Genomic DNA, 18,105 nt, shown 5'->3' on the forward strand with positions numbered 1-18,105 from the left:
GACGGGGGTGCGGGGACCGGGCGCGGAAGGGGCCCGCCGGTGTGCCCGCTCCCGCGGGGCCCGGGCGCTGGGCGCCGGTCTCCCTCCCCCTCCGGGCGGGCGGACGGCGGCACCGCAGCCGTGCCGGGACGGACCACTCCGGCGGCAACGTGACGGAGCGGGCTCCCGGGCGTGACCGGCGCGGCGGACGCCGGTGGCACCCGCTGCACCACGGCCGGCACCCGCACCACGACCCCCGGACGCGGCGCCGGCCATCGGGTCCGCCGCCGCGGAGACCGCGCACGCGGTGCGGAGGGGCGGGCGCGCCACCGGACGAGGCGGCCCGGTGCGGACCGCCACCGGAGACCGCCCGGCGCCCGCGTGCCCCGGAAACCCCCGGCCCGGTGCCCCGTGGCGGGTCCGCCGGGGGCGCGGACGACGCTGTCCGGGGTGGCGCTCATGGGAACGAGCCTAACCGCACCCGTGTGCGGTCCTCCCTGGCGGGGCGGCGGCCGCGGACGGCGGAGGGTCAGGCCCCTCAGCCATCCCTCCGGCCACGCTCACCGGCGCCGGACGTCACCACCGCCGGGACCACGCCCGGTGCCGCCGTGGCCCCGGGCGTCCGTGCCCGCGCCGCCTTGCCGGCGGCCCTCCGTACCGCCCGATCCGGGCTCGCCCGGTCGGGTACCGCCCGGGCCGGGCTCGCCCGGTTCCGTCCCGTTCCGTTCCGTCTCGCCGAGCAGGATCCGTTCCAGCTCCGCCCGGCCGGGCAGGCCGGCGGGCCGGACGATCTCACCGCTGCGGACGTGGAGGAACGCCGCCGACACGGCCGACAGCGGCACCCCGGCGCGCTCCGCCCAGGCCAGCCGGTAGACGGCCAGCTGGAGGGGGTCGGCGGTGCGGGAGCGGCCGGTCTTCCAGTCGACGATCTCGTACCGGTCGCCCTCCGGGCCGCGCTCCCGGTAGACGGCGTCGATCCGGCCGCGGACGACCCGGCCGGCGAGCGTGATCTGGACCGGTTCCTCCACCCGGTACGGCGTGCGGCGGGCGTAGGGCGAGCGGTCGAACGCGTCCTTGAGCGCGGCGAGCTCGCGCTCGTCCGCGATCTCCTGCCCGTCCGCGCCGTCGTCGTCGAAGCCGCCCGGCAGTTCCTCGGGGCCGAGGAGCGGCAGCGGGACCTCCTCGAACCGGGATTCGACCCAGGCATGGAAACGGGTGCCCCGGCGCGCGGCGGGCCGCGGCGGCCCCGGCAGGGGGCGGGCCAGTTCCCGGGCGAAACCGTCCGGGTCGGCCGCCAGCCGCATGAGCTGGTACGTGCTCAGCACCGGCGGGAGCGGAACCTCGCGCACGCTCGCCCGGGAACGGCGCAACTCGCCCGCCAGCGCCTCCAGGTCACGGTCCCAGGAGGCGACGGTACGGGTCTCCTCGGGCAGCAGGCCGGCCCCCGCCGCGGACTCCGCGTGTCCCGGGGCGGCCGGCTCGCCCGGCGCCGCCGCGTCGCCCGGTACCGCACCCGGCCGGGGAGCCGGAGGCCGGGGGCCACGGGATTGGCCGGGCAGGCGGCCCGCGCCCGGGTCCACCTGCCCGGGAGCGGGCTCACGCCCGTGTTCCCCGCTCCCGCGCTCTTCGCGCCCTTCGCTCCTTTCATGCCGTTCTTCGCCCTCGTGGTCTCCGTGACCACGGGCGGTCTCGGCATCGGCCGGAGCGTCCGCCGGCCCCACCGTCACCGCCTCACCCGGCACCTCACCCGCGGCGCCCACCGCCGCGCCGGGCCGGTGGGCGGCCGGGGGCGGTCCATGACGCTCCACGGGCGCCGGCATCGTGGATCCCGGCGCACCGCTCACGGCCCCGTCCGCGTCGACGTCCGTGCTCACATCCGCACCGGCGCCCATGCCCACGTTCACGTCCACGTCCACGTCCACGTCCACCTCCACGTCCACGTCCACGTCCTCCGGACCGTGCGGGTGGCCGGGCTCGCCCGGCGCGCCGCCGAGCCGCGGGGCGGGCGGCGGGACCGGGGCCGGGGCGCCGCCGTCCCGCTCCTCCTCCGGGGGTGGTGGCCACTCCGGGTCGTGGGGTGGCTCGGTGTCGAGCAGTTCCGGGCCCCAGAACAGCTCGTCGGGTGCCTCCGCCGCCGGCACCGCCGCCGCCCCGGCGTCCGGTCCCTCCCCGGGGGGCCGCGGGCGGGTTCCCTCCGCGCCTGCCCGGACCTCGCCCGGTGCCGGTGTCCCCGCGCCTCCGCCGCGTTCGCCGTCGCCGCCGCCTTCGCCGGGAGTACCGTCCTCCGCCGGGTGGGGCAGTCCCTCCGGCACGGCTCCCGGACCGGCGGCGGGAGCCGCTCCGGGAGCGGCGGTGCCGGCATCTCGCCCGCCGGGGCCGCCACCGGCCGGACCACCCGGCCCCGCGCCGCCCGGCCACGCACCGCCCGGTGCCGTGGCCCCCGGAGCGGAGGTGGCGTCCGCCGCGATCCGTTCCAGGTGGGCCCGGACGCGCTCCGCCGCGAGCCGGCGCAGCCGCAGCGCCTCCGGGTCGAGCGGCAGCGGCCAGGGCTGCTCCCCCGCGGCCTCGGTCAGCGCCGGGTTCTCCTCACCGTCGGTGGGCGGGCCCGCCCACGCCTCGATCTCCCCGTGCCCCGCCTCGCAGTGTTCGCGCAGCGCGTGGAGGAAGGCGGACGGGCCGCGGGGACGCTTCTGCCGCGGCCCCCACCAGTGGCCCGAGGCGAGCAGCAGGGAGCGCGGCCGGGTGAACGTCACATAGCCCAGGCGCAGTTCCTCCGTCGCCTGGTGGGCCTTCATCGCGTCCCGGAAGGCGGCGATGCCGTCGGCGCTCCACTCCGTGACGTCCGGCAGGGTGTCGGCGTCCCCGCGCAGGGCGTGCGGGACCACCTTGGCGCGGGTCGTCCACGCGTCGCGCGGCTGTTCGCTCGGGAACTGCTTGGCGACCAGGCCGGGCACGACCACCACGTCCCACTCCAGCCCCTTGGACTTGTGGGCCGTGAGCACCTTGACCGTGTCGTCCCCGCCGGGCAGGGCGTTGTCCAGCCCCTTCTCGTGCTGGACGGCGGTACGGAGAAAGCCCAGGAAGGCCAGGAGGGTGGCCTCCCCGTCGAGCGCGGCGAAGGAGGCGGCGACGTCGAGGAAGTTGCCCAGCGTCTCCCGGCGGCGGGCGGCCAGCGCGTGCGGGGAGGCCGAGAGCTCGACCTCCAGGCCGGTGGTGGCGAGCACCCGGTGCAGGACGTCCATCAGCGGATCGGCGAGCGAGCGGCGCAGTTCGCGCAGTTCCGCGGCGAGCCGGGCGAAGCGCACCCGGGCCGCCGCGGAGAACGGCAGCCCGTCGTCGGCCCGGCCGCCACCGGCGCCGTCGGGCAGGAAGGTGTCCAGGGCGTCGGCCAGCGAGACCAGTTCGGCCGGGTCGGTGCCCTCGACGGCCTCCGCCAGCCGCCGGTCCCGGTCCGCTGCGTCGTCGGCGGCCCCGCCGGCCGCGGACACGGTGCCGGGCCGGACCAGCAGGCGGGCACGGCGGCCGAGGAGGGCCAGGTCGCGCGGGCCGATCCGCCACCGGGGCCCGGTCAGCAGCCGGACGAGCGCCGCGTTGGCGGTCGGGTCCTGGAGCACGTCGAGGACGGCCACGAGGTCGGCGACCTCCGGCAGGTGCAGCAGACCGGAGAGGCCGACGACCTCGACGGGGACGTCCCGGTCGACCAGGGCGCCCTGGATTCCGGCGAAGTCACCCGCGGTGCGGCAGAGCACCGCGATCTCGCCGGGCGGGGTGCCCGTGCGCACCAGGTGGGCCACCGAGTCGGCCAGCCAGTCCAGTTCGCCGGCGTGGGTGGGCAGCAGGGCACAGCGGACGGTGCCGTCCCGCTCGGCGCCCGGCGCGGGGCGCAGCGCCTCGACGCCGGCGTGCCGGGCGCGCAGCGGGGCGGCGAGCCGGTTGGCCAGGTCGAGCAGGCGGCCGCCGCTGCGGCGGTTCTCGCTGAGCGACCGGCGCGAGGCGGGCTCCCCGGCGGCGGTGCGGAAGTGCTCCGGGAAATCGTCCAGATTGGCGACGGACGCGCCGCGCCAGCCGTAGATGGCCTGACACGGATCGCCGACGGCGGTGACGGCGTGGCCCGTACCCTCGCCGAACAGGGCGGAGAGCAACACCCGCTGGGCGACGGAGGTGTCCTGGTACTCGTCCAGCAGCACCACGCCGAACTGCTCGCGCAGCAGGCGCCCGACCTCGGGCCGGGTGCGGGCCAGGGCCGCGGAGAGGGCGATCTGGTCCCCGAAGTCCAGGACGTCGCGGCGGCGCTTCTCCTCCCGGTAGGCGGTGACGAGGCCGAGCAGCTCACCGCGGGCTCGGGCGGCCTCCGGGACCTTCCGCAGCTCCGCGTTGCCCAGCCGCAGGCCGTCCAGCGTGCGCAGGAGGGCCGTGTCGTGGTCACGCAACCGCCCGGGTTCCACCAGGTGTTCGGAGAGTTCCCCGTCGAGCGCGAGCAGGTCCTCGACCAGGGCGGGGAGGGACTTGGTGAGCGACGGGTACGGACCGGGCGCGGTACGGAGCACGCGCGCGGCGAGCTGGAAGCGGGTGGCGTCGGCCAGCAGCCGGGCGGAGGGCTCCAGGCCGATGCGGAGCCCGTGCTCCTTCAGCAGCTGCCCGGCGAAGGCGTGGTAGGTGGAGATGCGCGGTTCGCCGGCCGGCTCCTCGGGGCCGGGCCCCGGCACGGCAGCCGCGGCGGCCGCACCGGCCGGGGGCGCGTGCTCCGCGCCGCGCGGCCGGGGCAGCGGCTCCGGCCCGGTGATCCCGGCACGGGCGAGCGCCTTGCGGACCCGCTCGGTCAGCTCCCCCGCGGCCTTGTTGGTGAACGTCAGCCCGAGCACCCGCTCCGGCGCCACCTGGCCGGTGCCGACCAGCCAGACGACGCGGGCGGCCATCACCGTCGTCTTGCCCGAGCCGGCGCCCGCCACGATCACCTGCGGCTCCGGGGGCGCGGTGACGCACGCGAGCTGCTCGGCGGTGAACGGGATGCCGAGGAGCTCCTTGAGCTGTTCGGGGTCGGTGAGGTGCGGGGCCACCCGGGTGAGGCTAGCGGTGCCCGCCGACAACCGGGGCGCGGGCCCGCCCGGGGCCGGACGGCGGCCGGACGGGGACACCGGTACTGACGCCGCCGGGCCGGAGGCCGGTTCCGGCGGCCACCCCGGCGGTCCACCGGCCCAGCCGCCGCGGTTCGGCCGGTACAACAGGTTCAGCAGGTTCAGCAGGCACGGCAGCCACGACGGCGGGGGCGCGCGGATGGGCGGTGCGGGCGCGGGCCCCCCGCGTACGCCCCCGACGGTTGGTCCACGACGGTTGGTCCACGAGGGTTAGTCCACGACGGTTAGTCCACGACGTGCCGTCCCTCGGGCAGCGCCGAGCAGGAGGCGCGGAAGGCGCAGTGCCCGCAGTGCGCCCCGGCGCTGGGGGTGAACCGTTCGTCGAGCACGCGGCCCGCGGCGCCGGCCAGCAGTTCGCCCACCCACTCGGCGCGATCGCCGCCCTCCGTCACCGGCGGGGGCTGGGCCTGGACGGCGGGCAGTTCGTCTCCGCCCTCCCGCTTCGGCGCCCCCTGCCGCAGGTGGACCAGTTCCGCGCCGCCCGCCTCGGGGGTGCGCCCCCCGAACGCCTCGTCCAGCGCCCCCTCCCGCAGCGCGAGCTGGTAGACGGCGAGTTGGGGGTGGTGCTCCACCTCACGGGCGGTCGGTTTGGTCCGGCCGGTCTTGAAGTCCACGACGTAGGCGCGCCCCTCGGCGTCCTGCTCGACGCGGTCGACGCTGCCCCGGATACGGACGGCGTAGGGGCCCGCGCCGAGCGTCACGTCGAACGCGTGCTCGCCGCCGACGGCCGTGCGGGCGCGGTGGTCCAGGACGTGCCACCGCAGGAAACGCTCCAGGGCGACCCGCGCGTTCTCCTTCTCCTGGCGTGATTTCCACGGCGCCTCGAAGGCGAGCGCGTCCCAGACGGAGTCCAGCCGCTCCATCAGGACGGCCAGGTCGGCCGGGGTCCGGCCGGAGGCCACCTCGTCGGCGAGGACGTGGACCACGTTGCCGAAGCCCTGGGCGGCGCTCGGCGGGCGGTCCGCGCGCACCTCGCGGCCCAGGAACCACTGGAGCGAGCAGGTGTTCACCAACTGCCCGACGGCGCTGGCGGAGAGCGCGACGGGACGGTCCCGGTCGCGCAGCGGCACCCGGCTGTGCGTCGGCTCGTACAGCCCCCACCAGCGGGCCGGGTCGGCCGTGGGCACCAGCGGCCGGCCGTCCCCGTCCCGCAGCGCCGCCAGCCGCGCCAGCCGCTCGGCCGCCGCCTCACGCAGCGCGGGTGAGGCCGCCGGGTCGACGGTCACCGCCCGCAGCTCCGCCACGAGCGCCGGGACGGAGAGGGGCCGCCGCGGCCGCTGGGTGACGTCCCGCGGTTCGACACCCAGTTCGGTCAGGAACCGGGACGGCTGGTCACCGTCGTCGGACGGCGCGCGCACCGCGGTGACCACCAGCCGCTCCCCGGCCCGCGTGGCGGCGGTGTAGAACAGCCGCCGCTCCTCGGCCAGCAGCGCCCCCGGCGTGAGGGGCTCGGCGATGCCGTCCCGGCCGATGCGGTCGGCCTCCAGCAGCGAGCCGCGGCGGCGCAGATCGGGCCAGAGCCCCTCCTGCACCCCGGCGAGGACGACCAGCCGCCACTGGAGCCCCTTGGCGCGGTGGGCCGTCATCAGGCGGACGGCGTCGGGCCGTACGGCGCGGCCGGAGAGGGTGTCGGCGGCGATGTCCTGGGCGTCCAGCTCCTCCAGGAAGTTGAGCGCGCCCCGGCCGCCGACGCGCTCCTCGGCGCGGGCCGCGGTCTCGAACAGGGCGCAGACGGCGTCGAGGTCGCGGTCGGCGTTGCGCCCGGCGGCACCGCCGCGCAGCGCCGCGCGCTCCAGCCGCTCCCCCCAGGCCGGGGTGGACGCCCACAACTCCCACAGCGCCTGCTCCGCCGTGCCGCCGCCGGCCAGCAGCTCACGCACCTTGCGCAGCAGGAGGCCCAGCCGCTGCGCGCCCCGGGCGTACGAACGGTCGTGCGCCACGAGGCGCTCCGGTTCGGCGAGGGCCTCGGTCAGCAGGACGTCCGACGGGCGCGGCAGCGGGTTGCCCGCCGCGCGTTCCTCCTCGCGCAGGGCGCGGCCGAGGCGGCGGAGGTCCGTGCTGTCCATACCGCCGAGGGGTGAGGTGAGCAGGGTGAGGGCGGTCTCGGTGTCGAGCACGCCGTTCCCGGGGGCCGCCCCGCCGGGGACGCCGGGGACTCCGGGGACGCCGGGGACTCCGGGGACGCCGGGGACGCCGGGGACTCCGGGGACGCCGGGGACGCCGGGGACGCCCGGAGTCACGCCGGCCGTGGGGGGCACATCGGTCACACCGCCGTCCGTGCCGGCCACACCGTCCGCGGTTCCGTCCGTGCCGTCCGTGCCGTCACCCGCGCCGTCCGTGCCGCCGTCCGTGCCGCCCCCGGTCGGGCCGTCCCCCGCGCCCGCCGCGCCGCCGGCGTCCGCCGTCCCGGCCGTCTCCGCCGTATCCGCCGTGGCCGCCGCGCCCCCGGCGGGGCGCGGGGGCAGCGCCGCCGTGGCCGCCGCGCGCAGCGCCGTCAGCAGCGGTGCCACGGCGGGCTCGTGGCGCAGCGGGAGGTCGTCGCCGTCCACCTCCACCGGCACCCCCGCGGCCGCGAGCGCCCGGCGCACGCCCGGGATCGAGCGCCCTCCGGCGCGCACCAGGACGGCCATCGCGCTCCACTCCACCCCGTCCTCCAGATGGGCGCGGCGCAGGATGTCGGCGATGTTGTCCAGTTCGGCACCGGCGGTGGGGTAGGTGAAGACCTCCGCCCGGCCGCCGTCCCGCGACGCCGCCGGCTCGCGGTGCGCCCGGACCACCTCGGCGGGGAGCCGGGACAGCGGCATCCGCCGGGTGACGAGCCGGGTGGCGGCGAGCAGGGTCGCGCCGGACCGGTACGCGGTGCGCAGCACCCGTACCGGGGCGGGCGCCCCGCCCGCGCGGGGGAAGGCCTCCGGGAAGGTGAGGATGTTGCCGACGTCGGCGCCGCGGAAGGCGTAGACGGACTGGTCGGGATCGCCGAACGCGATCAGGGTGCGGCCGTCGCCGGCCAGCGCGCGCAACAGGCGCATCTGGGCCGCGTCGGTGTCCTGGTACTCGTCGACGAGCACCGCGTCGTAGCGGGCCGCGATCCCCGCGGCCACCTCGGGGCGCTCGGTGAGCAGCACCGCGCGGTGCACCAGCTCGGCGTAGTCCAGCACGCCCTGGGCGTCCAGCACGTCCAGGTACTCGGCGAGGAAGCCCGCCGCCGCGCCCCAGTCGGGCCGTCCGGCACGGCGGGCGAACGCGCCCAGGGAGCCGGAGCCCAGACCCAGCTCCCGGCTGCGGGCGAGCACCGCGCGCACCTCGTCGGCGAAACCCCGGGTGGTGAGGCAGGCCCGCAGCTCGTCCGGCCAGCGCACCCGGGCCCGCCCCTCCGCGGCCAGCCCGGCCTGGCCGGCGAGGAGTTCCCGGACGACGACGTCCTGCTCGGGGCCGGAGAGCAGCCGCAGCGGGTCGGCGAACAGCTCGGCGTCCTGATGTGCCCGCACCAGCGCGTAGCAGTACGAGTGGAAGGTCGTGGCCTGCGGGCCGTACCGGCCCAGCCGGGCGGCCATCCGGTCGCGCAGGCCGGCGGCGGCGCGGCGGCTGAAGGTGAGGACGAGGATCCGGGCGGGGTCGGTGCCGCGGCGCACCCGTTCGGCGACCGACTCGACGAGTGCCGTGGTCTTGCCGGTGCCGGGCCCGGCCAGGACGAGCAGCGGACCCTCGCCGTGGTCAACCACGGCACGCTGCCCTGCGTCCAGAACAGGAGGGTCCACCGGCCCGGCCGCGCTCCGCACGAGCCGGTAGGGGCCGCCGGACGGCTGCCGTATCCCCTCCTGGGGGTAGGGGGACGAGTGGGAGGTGGTCACGTGGGTCGCCGGTCCTGGTGGGGCTGGTCGGGGCTGGATGGGGTGGGCGCCCGGCCTGTCCGCGGCCGGCCGCCGGGGGGACGGCGGACGTGCCGCCGGCCGGGGTGGCGCCCGCGCCCCCGGCGGGACGGGGCTCCGGCACGGTACCTCGCGCGGCGCGGTTCGCCCCGCGTCCGGAGCCGGGCCGGGCGGCCCGGCGCGTCAGGGGCCGGGTGACGGATGCTGTTCCCTGTGACTCCCCTTCCGCGCGGCCCCGGCGACCCGGGCGGTCCGCGCCCCGCCCGCGGCCCGGGCCGCGCCGTCCGCCGTGCGCCGCGCGGCTCGTCCGTCCGGGTCCGGGCCGGCGGGCCCGTCCGGACCGGACCCCGCGGTCCGTTCCGGCGGCCCGGAGCACTCGTCCGGTCCGTCCGGGCGGCCCGGGCCGGTGCTCTCGCGGCCGTCCCAGCGGGCCGCCGCCATGTCGATCCTCGGGGGAACGCCGCTGCCGCCGGCGGCCGGCCGCAGCGGAGTCCCCTCGGCACGGTAGTGGGCGAGGGCCCGCCGTTCGTGGCCCGGGAGGAGGACACCGTCGGCCCGCACGACACGCCACCAGGGGACGGCGCCACCGTGGAGCGCCATCACCCGCCCCACCTGGCGGGGCCCCGCGGTGCCGAGCCACTCGGCCACGTCACCGTAGGTCATCACCCGGCCGGGCGGGATGCGTTCGGCGGTCTCCAGCACCCGCTCCGTGTACGCGGAGAGTTCGGGGAGCGCTGCGTGGTCTGCGTGGCCTGCGTGGTCTGCGTGGCCTGCGTGGCCTGCGGGCCCGGCGGGCGCCGTGGATCCCGGGTCCCCGGGGCGCGCGGCCTCCACGGCGTCCTCCTCCGCCTCCGCCGCTCCGCCCGGTCCGCCCGGTCCGCTCAGCCCGCCGGGTCCGCCGGGTCCGCCGGGTCCGCCGGGTCCGCCGGGTCCGCCGGGTCCGCCGGGGATGCTCTCACCACTCATCCGACCCATCCTGCACCACACCGCCGACACGGCCTGCCCTCCCGGCCGCCCCGGCCCTTCCACCACGGCCGGCCCCGCCGCGAGGCGCCCGTGGGATTTCCCACGCCTCGTAAATGCACCCTCCTGCCCCTTCTGGGGGCACAACCATGCCACCATCGTCCGGGCGGTGAGTGGTGATACGAGACCGAGAAGACACGGCAGAGCAGCGGGGTACCCGCGGCCCCGCGGGGGCCGGTGACCCCGCCGCCGTGTCACGCCCGGACGCCGCCGGCCCCGGCCCGTCCGCCGCGCCCGGCCCTGCCCCCGGAGCTGACACCCCGGCGGGCGCCTCCCCGGCCACCGGCCCGCCGGACCGTACCGGCCGCCCGGGGCCCGGAGGCGGAGGCGGAGGCGGAGGGAGCGCGGGGGGTGACGGCGGCGACGGCCCGGGCGACGGCGTCCCGGCCGAGCACACCGACCCCGTCTCCGGTGACGAGCCGCTGCTCGCCGCCCGGGTGCACCGGCCGCCCGACCTCGTCCGGCTCCTCCTCGGCCTGCTCGGCATCGCGGTGGTCCTCGCCGTCGCGGCCTTCGCCCACGGCACCACCGAGGGGCTGGAGAAGGACATCGGCAAGGGCACCGGCCAGGCGCCCGCCCTGCTGATCAATTTCGCGGGGCTGGCGTCCAGCGTCGCCGTGCTCGTCGTACCGGTCGCCTTCGCGATCGAACGGCTGATCAAGCGGGACGGACTGCGCATCGCCGACGGCGTGCTCGCCGCCGTCCTCGCGCACGGCCTCGCGCTGGCGACCGATCTGTGGGTGGCCGGGCCCGCGCCCGGGTCGATCCGCGACGCCCTCACCCAGCAGGCCCCGGGCGGCGAGCTGACCGATCCCGTGCACGGCTATCTGGCCCCCGTCATCGCCTATATGACGGCGGTGGGGATGGCCCGGCGCCCGCGCTGGCGGGTGGTGCTCTGGGCGGTCCTCGTCCTGGACTCCTTCGCCGTGCTCGTCGGCGGTTTCTCGACCCCGTTCTCGATCCTCGTCACCGTCCTGATGGGGTGGACCGTCGCCTACGGCACCCTCTACGCCGTCGGCTCGCCGAACGTCCGCCCGACCGGCCAGACACTGCTGGCCGGTCTGCGCCGGGTGGGCTTCAGCCCCGTCAGCGCGGCGCGCACCGAGGAGGACCAGACCACCGCGGACCGGCTGGACCGGGGCCGCAGCTATCTGGTCACCCTGGAGGACGGCCCGCCGCTCGACGTCACCGTCGTCGACCGCGAACTGCAGGCGCAGGGCTTCTTCTACCGCGTCTGGCGCCGGCTCGCGCTGCGCGGCATCACCCACCGCCGCAGTCTCCAGTCGCTGCGGCAGGCCCTGGAGCAGGAGGCGCTGCTCGCCTACGCCGCCATCGCGGCCGGCGCCAACGCGCCCCGTCTCATCGCCACCTCGGAGCTGGGCCCGGACGCGGTGATGCTCGTCTACGAGCACACCGGCGGCCGCGCCCTGGACTCCCTGCCCGACGAGGAGCTCACGGACGAACTGCTGCGCGGCGCCTGGCAGCAGGTGCGCGCCCTCCAGTCGCGCCGCATCGCGCACCGTCGGCTCGTCGGCGACGCGATCCTGGTCGACCCGGACGGCTCGGTGATCCTCACCGATCTGCGGGGCGGCGAGATCGCGGCGAGCGACCTGGTGCTCCGCATGGACGTCGCCCAGCTGCTGACGACGCTGGCGCTGCGCGTGGGCGCCGAGCGCTCGGTGGCCGCCGCGGTCGGCGTCCTCGGCCCGGACGCGGTCGGCGACAGCCTGCCGCTGCTCCAGCCGATCGCGCTCAGCCGGGTCACCCGGGCCGAGTTGCGCCGGCGCTCCAAGGAACGGGCCCAGCGGGAGCGGGACGCCGTCCTCGCGGCCTCCCGGGCCCGGAACCAGGGAGAGGGCCCGGCGCTGCTGCCGGACCGCAAAGCCGTACGGGCGGAGAAGAAGGCCGTCGAGGAGGCGATCGAGGGGGCCCGGGAGGAGGACCCGCTGGCGCAGATCCGGCGGCAGGTGCTGCTGATCCGGCCGCAGGCGCCGGTGGAGCCGGCCCGGCTGGAGCGGATCCGGCCGCGCACCCTCGTGACGCTCATCGCGGGCGCCTTCGCCGCCTACTTCCTCCTCTCCCAGCTCACCCATGTGAGCTTCCACGACGTCGTGGCCGAGGCCCGCTGGGGGTGGGTGGCCGCCTCGCTGCTCTTCGCGGCGCTCAGTTACCTCGGCGCCTCCCTCAACCTGCTGGGCTTCGTCTCCGAGAAGGTCTCCTTCGTCCGGACCGTGCTGGCGCAGGTCGCGGGCTCCTTCGTGAAGCTGGTCGCCCCGGCCGCGGTCGGCGGTGTCGCCCTCAACACCCGCTTCCTTCAGCGCGCGGGGGTGCGCCCGGGGCTCGCGGTGGCGAGCGTCGGCGCGTCCCAGCTGGTGGGGCTCGGGCTGCACATCCTGCTGCTGGCCACCTTCGGCTATCTCACCGGGACGGAGCGGACGCCGTCCCTGTCGCCGTCCCGGACGGTGATCGCGGGGCTGCTGACGGCCGCGGTGCTGACCCTGATCGTCACGGCGGTGCCGGTGCTGCGGAAGTTCGTCTCCACCCGGGTGCGCTCGCTCTTCGCCGGGGTGGTGCCGCGGATGCTGGACATCATGCAGCGCCCGCAGAAACTGGCCACCGGCATCGGCGGCACGCTGCTGATGCAGCTCGCCTTCGTAATGTGCCTGGACGCCTCGATCCGCGCCTTCGGCGGCGAACTCAGCTACGCCAGCATCGCGGTGGTCTTCCTCGCGGGCAACGCCCTGGGGTCGGCCGCCCCGACCCCGGGCGGTGTCGGGGCGGTGGAGGCGGCGCTCACCCTGGGCCTGATCGCGGCGGGACTGCCGAAGGAGATCGCCACCCCGGCCGTGCTGCTCTTCCGGCTGATGACCTTCTGGCTGCCGGTGCTGCCGGGCTGGCTGGCCTTCAGCCACCTCACCCGGAAGGGCGCGATCTGAGGCCCCCGGCGGAACAAGCCGCACCGGGGTGACTATCACGCCACAGACATCACTTTCGTCACGCTCTGCCAACCCGGGGCCTACGATGTGCCCCATCTGTGTCCTCGCGGCCCAACGGCCTCACCCGCTGTCCGCCGTTGCGCCACCACTCCTTCACGCGCGCGGTGCGAGCCGGCGCCCGGCGGGCGAAGTGGAGTCCCCATGTCCCGAATACTGCGAGCCGGGGCGCTGACCGCCACCGGGGTACTCCTCGCCGGCGTCGCCGCCTGCGGGCCCGGGAACGGCGACGCCGCCGGCCCGGGCGGCGCCCGCGAGCGCGGTGCCGCCTCCCTCCCGGCGCCCGGTTCGGGCGCGGAACTCCCGCCGCTGCCCACCGCGCTGACGGGGCAGAAGCCCCGCTGGTCCGCGTGCGAGGCGCCGGCCGCCGACGGCCCCACGGCCCGGCCGCCCGGCGGCGCCTGGGAGTGCGCCACGGTCCGCGTCCCGCTGGACTACCGCGAGCCGGACGGCGACACCCTGGGCATCGCCCTGATCCGCACGCCCGCCACCGGTGAGGGGAGGAAACGCGGCTCGCTGCTGTTCAACTTCGGCGGCCCGGGCAACTCCGGTGTGGCCAGCCTCCCCGGCTGGGGCACCACCTTCCGGGACCTGGGGGCCTCCTACGACCTGGTGAGCTTCGACCCCCGCGGGGTCGGCGGGAGTTCCGCCGTGGTGTGCCGCACGAGCGCCGAGACGGAGGCCGCCGCCGGCGTGGACCACACCCCCGACGACCCCGCCGAGGAGAAGGCGTACCTCGACGACGCCGAGGACTTCGCGGCGGGCTGCGAACGCAGGTCGGGCCGGGTGCTCCCGCATGTGGGCACCGAGAACGCCGCCCGCGACATGGATGTCCTGCGCGCGGTGCTCGGTGACGACCGGCTGAACTACCTCGGTTTCTCCTACGGCACCCGGCTCGGCGGCGTCTACGCCCACCTGTTCCCCGAGCGCGTCGGCCGCGTCGTCCTGGACGCCGTCTCCGACCCGTCCGCCGACGACATCCGCCATGCCCGCCACCAGGCCACCGGCTTCCAGCGGGCACTGGAGAACTACCTGGCGGACTGCGCCCGGCGGGACGCCGCCTGCCCGGTGGGCGGCGACCCGGAGGCCGGCCTGCGGAAGGTCACGGACCTGCTGGACCGGCTGGACCGCGAGCCGCTGCCCACCGCGGACGGCCGCGACCTCACCGAGTCCCAGGCGCGCACCGGCATCGTCCGGGCCCTGTACAGCGAGACGCTGTGGGAGCAGCTCACCCGCGCCCTGCGGGAGGCCCTGTCCGACGGACGGGGCGATCGGCTGCTGGCACTGGCCGACGCCTACAACGACCGGGACGCGGAAGGCCGGTACTCGGCGCAGAGCCACGCCCAGCGCGCCATCTCCTGCGCCGACTCCGCCGAACGGCGCGGCGCCGCCGAGGCCCGGAAACTGCTGCCGGACTTCCGGGAGGTCTCCCCCGTCTTCGGCGAGTTCCTCGCCTGGGACGTGGCGGGCTGGTGCGCCGGCTGGCCGGTGCGGACCGACTCCACCCGGGTCGACGTGAGCGCGGAGGGCGCCGGCCCGATCCTGGTCATCGGCACCACCGGCGACCCGGCCACCCCGTTCGAGGGCTCCCGGACCATGGCCCGGGAGCTGGGCGAGGGCGTGGGCATCCATCTGACCCACCGGGGTGAGGGGCACGGCGCGTACAACTCCGGCAACGCCTGCGTGAAGCGGACCGTGGACGCCTACTTCCTGGCGGGGACCGTACCGGAGGACGGCACCACCTGCTCGTGAGCGCCCGGCGGCCGGGACCGCGGGCGGCACCTCCGGGCGGCACCTCCGGGCGGGGCCCACGTGGCCGGGACCGGGTGGTCCGGACCGGGGTGGTCCGGACCGGGGTGATCCGGACCGGGGTGATCCGGACCGGGGGCCGCCGCACCCGCGGCACCCCGGGAACCCCGGAGCGCCCCCGGGACGCCGAAGAGCCCCGCACACCGTGGTGAGGTGCGCGGGGCCCTGGCCGGGGCGGGACGGGGCCGTCCCGGCGGCGTCCGTCAGTAGACCGGCTTCTCCGGCTCGATCTGGTTGACCCAGCCGATCACGCCGCCCCCGACGTGCACGGCGTCCGCGAAGCCCGCGTTCTTGAGCACCGCGAGGACTTCCGCGGAGCGGACACCCGTCTTGCAATGCAAGACGATCTTCCGGTCCTGCGGGAGGTCCTGCAGGGCGCCGCCCATGAGGAACTCGTTCTTCGGGATCAGCCGCGCCCCGGGGATGGAGACGATCTCGTACTCGTTGGGCTCCCGGACGTCGATGATGTCGATCTTCTCATCGGCGTCGATCCACTCCTTGAGCTGCCGGGGAGTGATCGTGGAGCCCGCCGCGGCCTCCTGCGCCTCGTCGGAGACGACACCGCAGAACGCCTCGTAGTCGATGAGCTCCGTGACCGTGGGGTTCTCCCCGCAGACCGCGCAGTCCGGGTCCTTGCGGACCTTGACCTGGCGGTAGGTCATCTCCAGCGCGTCGTAGATCATCAGCCGGCCGACCAGCGGCTCGCCGATCCCGGCCAGCAGCTTGATCGCCTCGTTGGTCTGGATGGACCCGATCGACGCGCAGAGCACCCCGAGCACCCCGCCCTCCGCGCAGGAGGGGACCATGCCCGGCGGCGGGGGCTCCGGGTACAGGCAGCGGTAGCAGGGGCCGTGCTCGCTCCAGAACACCGAGGCCTGGCCGTCGAAGCGGTAGATCGAGCCCCACACGTACGGCTTGTTCAGCAGCACGCAGGCGTCGTTGACCAGATAGCGGGTGGCGAAGTTGTCCGTGCCGTCCACGATCAGGTCGTACTGCGCGAACAGCTCCATCACGTTGGAGCTGTCCAGCCGCTCCTGGTGGAGCCGGACCTCGGTGTACGGGTTGATGCCCAGGACGGTGTCCCGGGCGGACTCCGCCTTGGAACGGCCGATGTCCGCCTGGCTGTGGATGATCTGGCGCTGGAGGTTGGACTCGTCGACCTCGTCGAACTCGACGATGCCCAGCGTGCCCACGCCCGCGGCTGCCAGGTACATCAGGGTCGGGGAGCCGAGCCCGCCGGCCCCGACCGCCAGCACCTTGGCGTTCTTCAGCCGCTTCTGCCCGTCCATCCCGACGTCCGGGATGATCAGGTGGCGGGAGTACCTGCGGACCTCGTCGACGGTGAGCTCGGCTGCGGGCTCGACCAGGGGTGGCAGCGACACGGGGACTCCGTTGGTCGGTGAGGACAGTGGTTCCTCCCGTAACACTGCCACGGCCCTTCTCATTCCGAGACACGAGGTCCGATGCGCGAGACGAAGTCGTCCCAGTAGCCGGGCAGGGTCTCCCAGGCCCCCGCGCCGTCCCCGCGATCGGTGCGGTCGGTGAAACCGACCGTGCCCGCGCCCAGCCACCGGGCGGTCCGCAGCGCCTCCTCCAGGTGGCCCCGGGGCAGGCAGTGGACGAGGTGGCAGAAGCGCTCCGGTGGATGCTCGGCGGTCCAGCCCGGCGCCTGGGACCAGCGGTACTCCGCCCACGGCCCCTCGAAGGTCACCAACTGGCCCGGGATCAGCGCGTAGCCCGGGTCGGGGTGGCGGCCCAGCCCCAGGACGAGATGGGCGCCGCGCCGCAGCGACAGCAGCGCCCCGGCCAGCCGGCGGACCCCGGCCAGCGCCTCGTACCAGCCCGGGCAGCGGTGCAGGTAGAAGCCGTCCGCCCGGTACCAGTCGACGTACCGCCGGGCGTCGGCGACCACCTCCCCCCACGGCCGGCCGCCGTGTGCCAGGTCCAGATGGCCGAGGACCCGGACGCCGCCGTTCCGCAGCCGTCCGGCCGCCTCCAGACAGCGCGGATCGGGCAGCACCCCGGGGCCGCGGGCCACATCGAGGACCGCCCAGTCCAGCGGGGTGCCCGGCCGGCTGAGCCGCGTCCACTCCTCCGGCGCGAGCAGCGGATGGGCGCAGCCGGGCACGCCGACGCCGGGTCCCCCGCCGGCCGCCGTCCGGGACCGGCGGGGACCGGCGCAGGTCAGATACGGCACGCCGCCTCCATCCAGATGTCGGCCAGGGACTCCTCCAGCGCGATCCGGGGCCGCCACCCGAGGCGGTCGCGGGCGGTGCGCACATCGGCCTGCTGCCAGCCACCGCACCCGTCCGGGTAGGGGTAGCCGGCCGGGACGGGACCCGCCCCGGTCCCCGGCGGGCCCCCGGCCGGGGAGACCGGCGGTCCCGGCGGCGCGCCCCCCGGCCCGGAGGGGGTAGGAACGACGGCGGGCGCCGCGCCCGTCCCCCCGGGGTGCGGCTCGCCGGCGCCCCCGGGAGCGCCCCGCTGAGACCCGATGTCCGGCTCGCGGACGTTGCCGCTGAACCCGGCCACCCGGGCGAGCACCCCGGCGACGTCCCGGAGCCGCACGGCGCGCCCGGTCCCGATGTTGACGACACCCTGCGCGGCGGAGAGGGAGGCCGCGTGCACGGCCCGCGCCACGTCCCGCACGTCCACGAAGTCCCGCTGCACCCCGAGCCCGCCGACCCGGAGCTCGGTGTCCCCGGCCTGGATGGCCCGGCGTACCGCCTCGGCGAGCCGGCCGAGCGGCGATCCCGCCGGGGTGCCCGGCCCCGCGGGCGAGAACACCCGCAGCACGACGGCGTCCAGACCCGAGCCGAGCACGAGTTCGGTCGCGGCCAGCTTGCTGACCCCGTACGGCCCGCCGGGGCGGGGCACCGCGTCCTCCGCCGTGGAGGAGCCGGACTGCGAGGGCCCGTACTCGGAGGCGCAGCCGACCTGGACCAGACGGGCGCCGCACCGGCTGCGGCGCAGCGCCTCGCAGACGGTGGCGACGGCCACGGTGTTGTGCCGGGTCAGTTCGCGGGCACCGCCGCGGGTGGTGCCCGCGCAGTTGACGACGACCCCCGGGTGCACCGCGTCCAGGAAGCGCGCCAGCGCGCCGGGGCTGCCGGTGGCCAGGTCGAAACGGACGTCCGCGTCGTCCCCGCGGCCGAGGGCGGTGAGCTGGGCGGCGGGATCGGCCAGCAGCCGCTCGGCGACGTGCCGTCCGATGAAACCACCGGCACCGATGAGCAGCACCCTCATCGCACGCCCTCCCGCCCGCGGCCGGCGTGGGGGTCCACGGGGCCGGCCGGC

The 18,105-nt window shown here is 76.9% G+C and carries 8 protein-coding genes; 2 read left to right on the plus strand and 6 right to left on the minus strand.

What is annotated here, in order from left to right; translation table 11 throughout:
* Positions 1-539: 539 nt before the first annotated feature.
* From HCK00_RS27530 to HCK00_RS28170, 3 genes are all read right to left on the minus strand, one after another.
* The gene (locus HCK00_RS27530; RefSeq protein ID WP_311765245.1) at positions 540-5,036 is read right to left on the minus strand and encodes a UvrD-helicase domain-containing protein; all 4,497 of its coding nucleotides are present in this window, start codon (positions 5,034-5,036) and stop codon (positions 540-542) included.
* 302 nt (positions 5,037-5,338) lie between these two features.
* Entirely contained in the window at positions 5,339-8,965 is a 3,627-nt protein-coding gene (locus tag HCK00_RS10520; RefSeq protein ID WP_311765246.1) for an ATP-dependent helicase, read from the minus strand.
* Between the two features lie 201 nt (positions 8,966-9,166).
* Positions 9,167-9,685 (minus strand): MGMT family protein, encoded by a 519-nt coding sequence (locus tag HCK00_RS28170; protein ID WP_375781942.1) that lies wholly within the window; start codon positions 9,683-9,685, stop codon positions 9,167-9,169.
* Positions 9,686-10,197: 512 nt separating this feature from the next.
* Between HCK00_RS28170 and HCK00_RS10530 the strand changes: the two genes are divergently transcribed.
* The gene (locus HCK00_RS10530; RefSeq protein ID WP_168101550.1) at positions 10,198-12,942 is read left to right on the plus strand and encodes a flippase-like domain-containing protein; all 2,745 of its coding nucleotides are present in this window, start codon (positions 10,198-10,200) and stop codon (positions 12,940-12,942) included.
* Positions 12,943-13,143: 201 nt separating this feature from the next.
* Positions 13,144-14,751 carry an alpha/beta fold hydrolase gene (locus HCK00_RS10535; RefSeq protein WP_168101551.1) on the plus strand — a complete coding sequence of 536 codons (1,608 nt, stop codon included), beginning with the start codon at positions 13,144-13,146 and terminating at the stop codon, positions 14,749-14,751.
* 260 nt (positions 14,752-15,011) lie between these two features.
* Here the strand turns inward: HCK00_RS10535 and moeZ are convergent, their stop codons facing one another.
* Genes moeZ through HCK00_RS10550 form a run of 3 tightly spaced genes read right to left on the minus strand, consistent with a single transcriptional unit; the run spans position 15,012 to position 18,054 of the window.
* Positions 15,012-16,190, minus strand: coding sequence for an adenylyltransferase/sulfurtransferase MoeZ (gene moeZ, locus HCK00_RS10540; RefSeq protein ID WP_168101552.1), 1,179 nt, complete (start codon positions 16,188-16,190; stop codon positions 15,012-15,014).
* Positions 16,191-16,249: 59 nt separating this feature from the next.
* Positions 16,250-17,005, minus strand: coding sequence for a spherulation-specific family 4 protein (locus HCK00_RS10545; protein ID WP_168101553.1), 756 nt, complete (start codon positions 17,003-17,005; stop codon positions 16,250-16,252).
* A complete protein-coding gene (locus HCK00_RS10550; RefSeq protein ID WP_168101554.1) occupies positions 16,993-18,054 on the minus strand; it encodes an SDR family oxidoreductase in 1,062 nt (353 codons plus the stop codon). The genes HCK00_RS10545 and HCK00_RS10550 overlap by 13 nt, the downstream gene beginning before the upstream one ends.
* Positions 18,055-18,105: the final 51 nt, after the last annotated feature.

The organism is Streptomyces zingiberis (assembly GCF_012034935.1).
Lineage (GTDB): Bacteria > Actinomycetota > Actinomycetes > Streptomycetales > Streptomycetaceae > Streptomyces > Streptomyces zingiberis.